General features: G+C 67.5%; 10 protein-coding genes. 5 read left to right on the forward strand and 5 right to left on the reverse strand.

Annotated elements, in window-relative coordinates:
• Window positions 1-20: 20 nt before the first annotated feature.
• A complete protein-coding gene (locus AC5ZH6_RS01575; protein WP_271355712.1) occupies window positions 21-1,577 on the forward strand; it encodes a succinic semialdehyde dehydrogenase in 1,557 nt (518 codons plus the stop codon).
• Window positions 1,578-1,683: 106 nt separating this feature from the next.
• Window positions 1,684-2,874 carry a CapA family protein gene (locus AC5ZH6_RS01580; RefSeq protein ID WP_333782018.1) on the forward strand — a complete coding sequence of 397 codons (1,191 nt, stop codon included), beginning with the start codon at window positions 1,684-1,686 and terminating at the stop codon, window positions 2,872-2,874.
• Window positions 2,875-2,877: 3 nt separating this feature from the next.
• Here AC5ZH6_RS01580 and AC5ZH6_RS01585 read toward each other — a convergent pair whose 3' ends face one another.
• Window positions 2,878-3,447 carry an Rv1733c family protein gene (locus AC5ZH6_RS01585; protein WP_035727481.1) on the reverse strand — a complete coding sequence of 190 codons (570 nt, stop codon included), beginning with the start codon at window positions 3,445-3,447 and terminating at the stop codon, window positions 2,878-2,880.
• A 300-nt stretch (window positions 3,448-3,747) separates the two neighbouring features.
• Here AC5ZH6_RS01585 and AC5ZH6_RS01590 point away from each other — a divergent pair, with 300 nt between their 5' ends.
• Window positions 3,748-5,844 carry an ArnT family glycosyltransferase gene (locus AC5ZH6_RS01590; protein ID WP_035727589.1) on the forward strand — a complete coding sequence of 699 codons (2,097 nt, stop codon included), beginning with the start codon at window positions 3,748-3,750 and terminating at the stop codon, window positions 5,842-5,844.
• Between the two features lie 102 nt (window positions 5,845-5,946).
• Here the strand turns inward: AC5ZH6_RS01590 and AC5ZH6_RS01595 are convergent, their stop codons facing one another.
• Complete coding sequence (locus tag AC5ZH6_RS01595; RefSeq protein ID WP_006369137.1) at window positions 5,947-6,405, reverse strand: DUF3224 domain-containing protein; 459 nt, start codon at window positions 6,403-6,405, stop codon at window positions 5,947-5,949.
• Between the two features lie 70 nt (window positions 6,406-6,475).
• Here AC5ZH6_RS01595 and AC5ZH6_RS01600 point away from each other — a divergent pair, with 70 nt between their 5' ends.
• Both AC5ZH6_RS01600 and AC5ZH6_RS01605 read left to right on the forward strand, forming a co-directional pair.
• Window positions 6,476-7,321: a helix-turn-helix domain-containing protein gene (locus AC5ZH6_RS01600; protein ID WP_138944089.1), complete on the forward strand. Its 846-nt coding sequence runs from the start codon at window positions 6,476-6,478 to the stop codon at window positions 7,319-7,321.
• A gap of 82 nt (window positions 7,322-7,403) precedes the next feature.
• Window positions 7,404-8,276 (forward strand): alpha/beta fold hydrolase, encoded by an 873-nt coding sequence (locus AC5ZH6_RS01605; RefSeq protein WP_006369139.1) that lies wholly within the window; start codon window positions 7,404-7,406, stop codon window positions 8,274-8,276.
• 622 nt (window positions 8,277-8,898) lie between these two features.
• Here the strand turns inward: AC5ZH6_RS01605 and AC5ZH6_RS01610 are convergent.
• The 3 genes from AC5ZH6_RS01610 to AC5ZH6_RS01620 all read right to left on the reverse strand — a co-directional run bounded on the left by AC5ZH6_RS01610 (window position 8,899) and on the right by AC5ZH6_RS01620 (window position 11,013).
• Window positions 8,899-9,336 carry a hypothetical protein gene (locus tag AC5ZH6_RS01610; RefSeq protein ID WP_244421123.1) on the reverse strand — a complete coding sequence of 146 codons (438 nt, stop codon included), beginning with the start codon at window positions 9,334-9,336 and terminating at the stop codon, window positions 8,899-8,901.
• Window positions 9,337-9,378: 42 nt separating this feature from the next.
• Window positions 9,379-10,170: a hypothetical protein gene (locus AC5ZH6_RS01615; protein WP_496168273.1), complete on the reverse strand. Its 792-nt coding sequence runs from the start codon at window positions 10,168-10,170 to the stop codon at window positions 9,379-9,381.
• A gap of 129 nt (window positions 10,171-10,299) precedes the next feature.
• Complete coding sequence (locus AC5ZH6_RS01620) at window positions 10,300-11,013, reverse strand: DUF6474 family protein (protein ID WP_006369142.1); 714 nt, start codon at window positions 11,011-11,013, stop codon at window positions 10,300-10,302.
• Window positions 11,014-11,063: the final 50 nt, after the last annotated feature.

An 11,063-nucleotide genomic window follows, 5' to 3' on the forward strand; every position in this document is an offset into this window, starting at 1 on the left:
CGCTGACGAGGAGCGCACAGATCATGGCCCGACCCACTCCCGAATACTTCGCCCGTCTCGGTGCGCTCGTCGCCATCGACAACGCCGCCGACCGGCCCACCCGCCCGGTCCTCGAGGCGTTCAGTGGTGTCGAGATGGCCACCATCCCGGTCGGGACCGCCGCCGACCTCGAGACCGCCGTGGCCCGCGCCCGCGTCGCCCAGGAGGGCTGGGCCGCGCGCAGCCCGCAGGACCGCGCCAAGGTCCTCGACAAGTTCTCCGAGCTGGTGCACCGCAACGCGGCGTCGCTGATGGACATCGCGCAGGCCGAGACCGGCAAGGCGCGCGTCTACGCCCAGGAAGAGGTCATCGACGTCGCGCTGACCGCGCGGCACTACGCCACCGCGGGCCCCAAGATGCTCGCCGACCGCAAGGTCAAGGGCATCATCCCGGGCGCGACGAGTGTGCGGGTGCGATATCAGCCCAAGGGTGTCGTCGGCGTGATCAGCCCGTGGAACTATCCGCTGACCCTCGCGGTCTCCGACGCGGTGGCCGCGCTGCTCGCCGGCAACGGTGTGGTCATCAAACCCGACAGCCAGACCCCGTACTGTGCGCTGGCGCTGGCCGAACTGCTCTACGAGGCGGGCCTGCCGGCCGAGTTGTTCGCTGTTGTACCGGGACCGGGAAGTGTTGTCGGACAAGCGATCGTCGCCACCACCGACTACGTCATGTTCACCGGCTCGTCGGCCACCGGCGCCACGCTCGCCGAGCAGGCCGGCCGACGTCTGATCGGCTTCTCCGCCGAACTGGGCGGCAAGAACCCGATGATCGTCACCGCGGGCACCGACATCGACCGCGCCGTCGAGGGCGCCGCCCGCGCCTGCTACTCGAACTCCGGGCAGTTGTGCATCTCCATCGAGCGCCTCTACGTCGACGCGATCATCGCCGACGAGTTCATCGAGAAGTTCGGTGCATTCGTCCGCGGCATGCGCCTGGGCGCCACCTACGATTTCAGTGCCGACATGGGCTCGCTCGCCTCAGCCGCCCAGGTCGACACCGCCCAGGCACACGTCGACGACGCAGTGGCCAAGGGCGCCACGGTGATCGCGGGCGGCAAGCGCCGCGCCGACCTGGGACCGTTCTTCTTCGAGCCGACCGTGCTCACCGGCGTCACCGATGCGATGGAGTGCTTCGCCAACGAGACCTTCGGTCCGGTGGTGTCGGTGTACCCGGTCGACTCGATCGACGAGGCCATCAAACTCGCCAACGACACCGACTACGGACTCAACGCCAGCGTGTGGGCGGGCAGCAGTGACGAGGCCCAGCGGATCGCCGAGAAGCTGCGGGCCGGCACGGTCAACATCAACGAGGGCTATGCCGCGGCGTGGGCGTCGACGGCAGCCCCGATGGGCGGCATGGGCATCTCCGGCGTCGGGCGCCGGCACGGCGAGGAGGGCCTGCTCAAATACACCGAGCCGCAGACGATCGCCGAGCAGCGGTTCATCGGCATCGATCGCGCACCCGGCATCCCGCAGGGCCTCTACCGCGCGGCGACGCCGTTCGCGATGCGCGCCCTGAAGTATCTGCCCGGTCGCTGATCGGATTCTCAAGCACTCGAACACCCGGGGTTCCGGCCCCTCCCGGGCCTGAAATCCCCTGATCAGCCGACACGCACACGGCGTGCCAATCCGGTTGGATGCAAGAGTGTTCGCGAGTGTGCGCCGACGTTCCGGCGTCTGGCTGGTCGTGGTGATCGGGGTCGTCGTCGGAGTGGTGGCGGCGTCGTCGGCATCGTCGACGACGGCTGCGCCGGTCGCACGGGTGGTGCCCGGGCCGGTTGCCGCGCCGCCGATGCGTGCCCAGCAGCTCGTCCTGAGTTTCACCGGTGACAACATCCTGGGCACCGACGACAAGTTCTCCACGGCGACGTCGTTGCCGACGGTGTGGGCGGACAACGGGCGGCGACCGGACTACTTCTTCCAGAACGTCAAGGCGCTGTTCGATGCGGACGATCTGACCGTCGCCAACTTCGAGGTGGCGCTCACGCGCCGCGGCACGCAGCGCTACAAGGGGGAGGGCGAGGTCTATCACTTCCACGGTGATCCGGCGCTCGCGGCGACGTTGCCCGCGGGCGGGATCGACGTGGTGACCGTCGCCAACAATCACACCTTCGATTACGGCCAGGTCGGTTTCGATGACACACTCGCCGCGCTCCGGGGTGTCGGCGTGGAGTACTTCGGCACCGGTGACGAGAGCGAGGGGTCGGGGTACGACCTGGACAACCTGACCACGATCAAGGGCGTGAGGTTCGGCTTCGTCGGATACCAGGCGTGGACCGACAGCGCACAGATGCGTCGAAAACTGGTGTCGGACATCAAATCCCTGCGAGCCCGCGGCGCCGACGTGGTGATCCCGTTCATGCACTGGGGCATCGAGAGCGAACACGAACCGTACGGTGTGCAGACCGAGCTCGCCCATCTCGCGATCGACGCGGGCGCCGACCTCGTCGTCGGAACCCATCCCCATGTCATCCAGTCCATGGAGATCTATCGGGGCAAGCTGATTGCATACTCGTTCGGCAACTTCGCCTTCGGTGGCAACAGCAACCCCACCGACAAACGCACCTTCATCCTGCAAACCCGCTTCGACATGGCCGGTACCGCGGTGCGCGGTGTCGATTTCCGGGTGATCCCGACGCGGGTGTCACGTACGGAGTCCTACAACGACTACGTCCCGACGCCGTATCCGCAGGCGCAGGCGGCGCAGGTCCTGACGTTCATCAACGGGCTCTCCCCGACGCTGAACGGCCGCGCCGCCAATGCGTTCGTGCCGGTGAACCCGAACAATGTCCCGACGACCCCGACACGGCCGGGTGGGGTGGGCGGACCGGGCTGAGGGTCAGCGAGACGCCCAGCCGTTGGCGTTGCCCGCCTGCGACCACTCACGGTCCCACAAAACGTCGTGGATGCGCGCGACCCGGCGTCGAACCAGGGTGACCCCACTCATCACCAGCGCGAACATCGCACACCAGGCCAGTACACCCACCCAGACCGCACCCAGAACGCGTTCGGTGGGGCCGGGGTGATCCTGGAGCCGGGTGCCGTCCGCGGTGGTCCATGCGGGGGTGGTGGAGCCGTCCTTGGTGCCGCGGGGCACCGACGTCGAATCGGTGTGCACGCCCGAGGAATTGCGCCACGAGACGGTGGCGGTGGTCTCGACGGCGGTCGGATCCGAATCGGAGACGCTGACGACCGTGGCGGAGATGGGGATCGCGGCGTCGGCGCGGTCGGTGACCGAGCGATAGGTGGCATCGGCCGCCCACACGCTCAGTGGGATCGCCAGGAGAAGGATGACGACGGATGCGACGACCGCGGCGGCGATCATCCGATCGCCGCGTCGCATCAACGGATTGTGGGACCACGGTAGATACGCGGCCCTCCGCCGATACGACATCCGGTTGTCCATCATTACCTCGCGATCGCGAACACATTCACCTTCCACAATTCGCTTCGGTAACGGTTTTGACAAACGCGAAAGCCCAGGTAACGACGAAGTGTGAGCAACCCAACACCGCTCGCATGCTCACAGGCTTCTCCCAGTCGTCGTCCAGTCGGGGTGGAGAACCGGACATCATTCTTGAACCCGATGCAGTGCGCTGCCATGAACGAGGCCAGTGCACTGGCGGGGCGGATCGCCCGGCGTACGTCCACCCGGCAACACACGCAGTGAGCAACGGCGAGACGTGAAGGTCTCGCGACAGGAGGAATGATGACCGCAATTCTGGATCGGCCGAGTTCGTCGCCGCCATCCGACGACGCCGCCCCACCGAGCCATCGGCGCACCGGGCGACCGATGCCGTGGAGCAAGCTGAGCCTGACCGGCTTGCTGACCATCACCGGAGTTCTCTATCTGTGGAACCTCTCGGCCAGCGGCTACGCCAACACCTTCTACGCCGCGGCCGCCTGGGCCGGGTCGCAGAGCTGGCGTGCCTGGTTCTTCGGCGCGCTGGATCCGTCGAGCTTCATCACCGTCGACAAGCCGCCGGCCTCGCTATGGGTCACCGGGTTGTCGGTGCGGATCTTCGGGATGAACTCCTGGGCGGTGCTCGCGCCGCAGGCGATCATGGGCGTCGCGTCGGTCGCGTTGATGTACGCGACGATGCGCCGTGTCATCGCCGATCCCCGCCAGGGCACCGCGGCCGGCCTCATCGCCGGCGCCGTGCTGGCGTTCACCCCGGCGGCCGCCCTGATGTTCCGCTTCAACAACCCCGACGCGCTGCTGGTGCTGTTGATGGTGGCCGCGGCCTACTGCACGGCGCGGGCGATCGCGACCAACTCTGGCCGCTGGCTGGCCCTGGTGGGTGTCGCGCTGGGCTTCGCGTTCCTCACCAAGATGATGCAGGGCCTGCTGGTGCTGCCGGCATTCGCGCTGGCCTACCTGCTGTTCGCGAACAACGGCTGGCTCAAGCGGATCGGGCAGTTGCTGCTCGCAGCGGTGGCGCTGGTGGTGTCGGCGGGCTGGTTCGTGCTGGTCACGATCCTCGTCCCGGCGAGCTCGCGGCCCTACATCGGGGGCTCCACCGACAACTCGTTCATGAATCTGGTGCTCGGCTACAACGGGCTGGGTCGCATCAGTGGCGGTAACGGCCCGGGCGGTGGCGGTGGTCCCGGTGGCGGGCAGGCCGGCGGCTCCTTCGGCGGTTCGACGGGTCTGAATCGACTGTTCGGCTCGGAGATGGGCAACGAGATCTCCTGGCTGTTGCCGGTGGCGCTGTTCGTGGTGGCCTTCGGGGTGTACCTGATGATCCGCAGCTTCCCGATCTTCAACTACCGCAACGGTGTTGACCGCGTCGAGTCCGGCGCCATCGTCACCTGGGGTGGCTGGCTGCTGGTGACCGGGATGATCTTCAGCTACATGAGCGGCACCATCCACCCGTACTACACGGTGGCGCTGGCCCCGGCGATCGGCGCGCTCGTCGGTCTGGGATCGGTGTTCGCGTGGCGTCGGCGGGCGCACTGGGACGGACGAATCGCGATGGCCGCCATGATCGGGCTGGCCGCATGGTGGGCCATCGTGCTGCTCAATCGCAACGACTGGGGTCCGGTGTGGTGCCGATGGCTGATCGGTGTGGTGGCCGTCGTCGCCGTGATCGGTGTGATAGCCGGAAGCGTGCTGGGCCTGAAGAAGGTCGTGGCCGCCTCGGTGCTGGCGGGTTCACTCGCCGGATTCGGTGGTACCGCAGCCTTTTCGATCGCGACCGCGACCACCGCACACAGCGGGTCGATCCCGACCGCGGTGCAGACCTCCTCGGCCGGTGGCGGCATGGGCGGACCCGGTGGCATGGGCGGCTTCGGTGGCTTCGGCGGACGAGGTGGGCAGCACGGGTCGACGCAGGGTACCCAGGGAACCCCGCCGTCGGGGACCACGTCCCACAACGGTTCGACCCAGAACGGTTCGGCCCAAACCGGTTCGGCCCAGAACGGTTCGGCCCAGAACGGTTCGGATCAGCAGGGACGACGTGGCGGTGGCATGGGCGGTTTCGGTGGCGACGTGTCGTCGAACAGCGATCTGGTCAAGCTACTGCAGTCCACCAGCACCACCTGGGCGGCGGCGACCAACGGATCGCAGTCGGCGTCGGGGATCGAGATCGCGACCGGCAAATCGGTGATGGCCATCGGCGGCTGGAGCAACGACCCCGCGCCCACGCTCGACGAATTCAAGAAGATGGTGTCGGAGGGCAAGATCGCCTACTACATCGGCGGATCGGGCGGCGGTCCCGGCGGCAATTCGGAGATCTCGACCTGGGTGTCGCAGAACTTCACCGCGATGACCGTCGGCGGGCAGACGGTGTACAAGCTGATCTGATCCCCTCGGTCTGATCACGCCCGCCAGACCACGCCCGCCAGACCACGGCAGCCGCGACCGAATCGGTCGCGGCTGCCGTGCTGGTGGGCCCGGGTGGATTGCTCATTCCATCGTGTAGTGAAAGGTGATCGGGTAGCCGTCGTCGCTGTGGCCGGCCAGGTCGATCTCGGCGTGTCCGCGCATGGCTGCCAGACCGCCGGTGCCGAGGCCCTCGACGATCTCGACGGTCTCGTGCACGCCGGTGGCGTTGTGGAAACCGTTGTGCCGCAGCACGAGACTGCCCTCGTGGCCATCGATCGATCCCTCGAACGCCTCGAAGCCCGCAGTCGGGGCGTCGGCGCCCTCGATGTAGGTGAGCAGGTAGGCGAGGGTGCCCGTGCCGGTGACGTCACCCTGGTAGGAGTAGGCGACGTCGGCGCGGCTGAACCCCCGCGCCGGGTAGGTGACGCCGCTGATCTCGACGGTGCGGTCGTCGGTGGTGTAGATCTTCTCCTCGTTCCACGAGATGACCTGGAATGTGGCTGTGACGGAGTGTGTCCGGGAAGTCGATGAGGTGCTCATGGCTCCAGGGTGCGGTTGGGGTGCGGGTGTGGTCTTGTACAAACGCGACATCGGTTCGACACTGGTTGTGATGAGCGAGGACGGAAACGAGGGCTTCACCACGCAGCCCGTGCTGGGCCGCGGGCCACGGGCGATCATCGGGCCTGCCGCCGCGATGCCGTTCCGGGTGTCGCGTCTGCGTGCGCCTGCCGATCTCGCTCGCTGGGTCGACTACTTCTGGATCGTGCGCTGGTCCACCGTCGAAATTCATGAGCAGCAGGTCATTCCGCAACCCGTGGTGCACGTGGCGGCCGAGGACGGCAGGCTCTGGGTGCATGGCGTGGGGGAGAGCAGGTTTTCGCGGACGCTCACCGACGACGGCCAGGTGTTCGGCATCGCCTTCCGTGCCGGTGGATTTCGGGGATTTCTCGACGGTCCGGTGAGTGCGTGGACCCGATCGGTGCGCACGGTGGCCGACGTGCTCGGCGTCGATGACCGTGAGGTTGCGCGGCAACTCCTCGACCCCGACGTGGGCGACGACGAGTTGGTGACGATCGCCGTCCGGTGGCTCGCCGAGCGTGATCCCGTCGACGACCCGGTGATCGACGAGGTTGCCGCGCTCGCCGAGGCGGCCGAACACGACCCGTCCATCACTCGTGCCGAGCAACTCGCCGCACAGGCGGGCGTGAGTTTGCGGACGCTGCAGCGGCAGTTCGGTGAGTACGTGGGCATCGGACCGAAGTGGGTCATCCAGCGGTTCCGGATACTCGATGTCGCTGCGATCGCCAATGCGGGTGGAGACGTCGACTGGGCCGACACGGCGGTGCGTCTGGGATTCAGCGACCAATCGCATCTCACGCGCGCGTTCAGTCGCATCGTCGGGAAACCCCCGGCCACCTACGTCCGGACCGAACGGACCGGGGGCAGCGAACGGTGAGCGGGTTCGATGAGCGCCGGACGCGCTACTGTCGAGCAGTGCGCTGCCGCCGGAACGGCTTCGGCGGTCCTGGACGGGAGGCATGATGACGGACGACAGCAATACCGGCGAGACCGGAAGAATCAGTGAATTCGGCAGGGACGGATATGTTTTCGATGTGATCGACTCCGGTCGTGTGGGGTCGGGGGAGGTGCCGGGAGCCGACATCCCGATCGTGCTGCTGCACGGATTTCCCGAACGCGCCGCGTGCTGGAACCTGGTCACCCCGATCCTGAATGAGCGCGGCTACCGCACTGTCGCCCCTGATCAGCGCGGATACTCCCCGCGGGCGCGTCCGGCCGCCGTCCGTGATTACCGGATCTCCGAGCTCGCCCGCGACGTCATTGCCTTGGCCGACACGCTGGACGCACCGAAAATTCATCTGGTGGGCCATGATTGGGGATCGGGAGTGGCGTGGGCCGTCGCCGCCGACTATCCCGATCGTGTCGCCACGCTGACCGCACTCGCGGTTCCGCATCCGGGGGCCTATCTGCGCGCGATGCCGCGTGGTCAGCTGTTGCGGTCGTGGTACATGGGAGTGTTCCAGATCCCGGGATTCGCGGAATGGGCGCTGAGCAAAGGCATGTCCAACCCGAGGGCGGCACGATTCGGTCCGCCCGGCTTCGCCGAGCAGCTGCAGACCGACATCATCGACTACGGTGCACTGACCGGCGGACTCAACTGGTATCGCGCACTGAAGTACGGCGATCGCGGACTGATGAACCGCAAGGTCACGGTGCCGACCACCCACATCTGGAGCGACGGAGACGTCTACCTGTCCCGGGCCGGCGCCCGCGGTTGCGCCCAGATGGTGGACGCCCCTTACGACTTCATCGTCCTCGAAGGAGTCGACCACTGGATTCCGCAACGCCGCCCGGAACAGGTGGCCGAGGCGATCCTCGCTCGCATCGCCTGAGTCGCCGGCGCCGCGCTGGTGGAACTTGCCTTCAGTGGATGGTCGCGGTTGATATGAATACAACTTCCACCGGAGCGGGTATCCGACCCCGATTTTCGGGGTTTTCGGCCCAATTCGGTGGAAACTGTATTCGCGGTCGCGGCTTGCACCCGCCCGTCGGTTCATGACGTTCGGCCCTTCCGTCCCGATGGCCGTCCCGCCCCGAGAACCGTTGCACCGATGGGTGCCCGGTCCACCGTGACCCGAATCCAGCATCGGCGCGGGTGGTCTCGAGGCTCGCCGCACGCGGCTCGCACCTCGACCAGCGGGGGACGACGATCCCCTCGAATGATGCTGATGCTCTCCCCATCCGACGATCGGACACTCCCCACCCGATGGTCGAGGTGCACGGCGCCGCAGACGCCGGGCCCCGGGACCCGTTGCACCGGATTGTGTGGAAGGAAAGGTGCTTGTGGACAACAGGTTTGGCTGGTGGGCTGGCGGCAGTTGTCTGTCGGTGGGGTGTGGTAGTGGGTATGGCTTTCGCTGTGATCGGGGGGATGATGAGCCGCCAGGCGGAGAGCCGCGAGATCGCTTGTACCGATGCTGGTTTCGGCTCCGCGCTGCTAGCTCCCCTCCGCGACTACGCTCGCCGCAGGATCTCTCCAAGCGACCCCGTGCTGTCGGCGCGTGTGCGTTCCGAGTCCTGTAGCGCTTTCACGCCGAGATGTGCACCGGCGATGATGAGCGACAGGACGGCCATCGGCACCCCGGCGAGGGTGAGCAACCCCCAGAAGAAGGCCCAATTAGCAAGGCCGACAAAGGCTACGACGAGAATCACCGGGACCACCAGCCACGAGACCCAACACCGCATGACGATCGCCGCCACGATCGGGGGCAGGGCGAGCGCCAGACCCAATTGGATCAACGGCCACGGTCCGAGCGCGGAGAAGGTCGTATCCGCGCACGTGGCACCGGGTCGGGTGCCCGTCTCCTCCAGTACGCCGCCCTTGCCGCATCCCAGGGACACGAAACCGACCGGCTGATACGCCGCCCAGATCACGAATGCCAGAGCGCCCACGGCGATTACGCACCACAGGCACCGAACCGCGGCCATGGTCGGTCAGCTCCGCCGATGCCGAAGTACCTCGATGAGGAGCAGTAGGACGGCGAGTAGGCCGCCGCCGACGACGACCGGCACACGAACGGGATAGGGGAGCTCCGTGGGGGCGCCGGCGCGCAGCTGCGCGAAAGTGGCTCGCTGAGCATCGGATTCGGCGACGACGTCGACGATCGCCGTGCTGTGGGATTCCGCGGCGCTGTCGGATTCTGCGGATGCAGGCTGCTCGGAAGCCGAGGGGGTGGACGCCACGGCTTCGGTGGTGGGTTCGGCGGCGGCCGGCTCGTCGAAGGGAAGCTCGGGTTCGACAGCGGCACGGGCCGGTGTCGGCTCGGGTGCCGGTTCAGGTGACGGGGGAGCCGACTTGGGTGGCGCCTTCTTGGCCGGCGCGGTGCCCGCGCTCGGTGACGGCCGCTTGGTGGGCGGCGCCTTCTTCGCCGGCGCCTTCTTCGCCGGCGCCTTCTTCACTGGGGCTTTCTCGGCGGTGGCCTTCTTCGGGGCGGACTTCTTCGCCGCGGCTTTCTTTGCCGGCGCCTTTTTCGTGGGCGCTTTCTTCGCGGGGGTCTTCGTGGCCGCCGGGTTGTCGGTTGCGGCCTTGTCGGCGGCGGTTTCCTCGGCGTCAGCGGCCTTCGGCGGAGCCTTCTTGGCGGGTGCCTTCTTCGCGGGGCTCTTCTTCGCGACCTTCTTGGCCGGTGTGCTGTGACCGGCCGCGCCGGAACCCGTTTCCGGCTCGCCACTCCCGGCCGTCCGGCCGTCGGACGATGGGCGCGCCTTGTTCGGGTCCGGGTCGGTCATGGTGCGGTCGCTCCCTCGCATGTCGCTGACGTGGCGAAACCAATCCTAGACATGACACACACCGGACACGGACACCCCGGACACAGCACCACGCCGTCTCACGACGCCGTCACCGGCGCCCGACATTGCTCAGGACCGGACGCCGAGCCTCGCGAGGATGTCGGCGTCGATCGCCCCGAGTTCGTCCTCGATCGCGCGGTGCGCGGTGCGACGCTGTCCCGACGCCATCGCCTCGGCGGCGTCCACCGCGATGGCGAGGTTGTCCAGACGCTTGCCGATCGCGTCAACGAAGGCCTTGGCATCGGCGGTGGTGTCCTGGGCGGCCACCTTGTCCAGGGAGGTGCGGGCGGTGGCAATCCGCGCGGCGAGGCTCGCACCGTGTCCGGAGAACTGACGCAGCACGTCCGGCGCGACGCCGACCCGTTCGGCCTGCATCGACGAGAACCGACCCCGTGCGGCCACCGCGGCGCGATACACAACCGGCGCGACGATCGGTGCGACGAGCCGGCCGACCGTCAGATAGCGGCGCACGCTCGCCGGGCTGTAAGGCTTGGCGTCGGCGGCAGCCTTCGCCTTCGCGGCCACCGTCTTGGCTTCGGCCTGCGCGACCTTCACCTGCGCCTTGCTCGCCTTGCGGTCGGCCTTGGCGGCTTTCTTCGCAGTCTTCTGCTCGACCTTGAGCTCTTTGCCCCGCAGCTTGTGCTCGGCCTTGCGGCGTTCCTTGGCGGCCTTGCGGCGATCCTTGGATTCGAACTTGGCCTCGAGCTTCGCCTTGGCCTTGAGTGCTTTGGCCTCGGCCCGCCGTTCGGCACGGCTTCTACCGTCGGACGAGAACACACCCATCGGGGCACCTTTCGCTGGGACTGCCGAGTCTTTGTCCACCTGTACGAGTC

It is taken from the genome of Gordonia sp. YC-XJ4, from assembly GCF_059511865.1.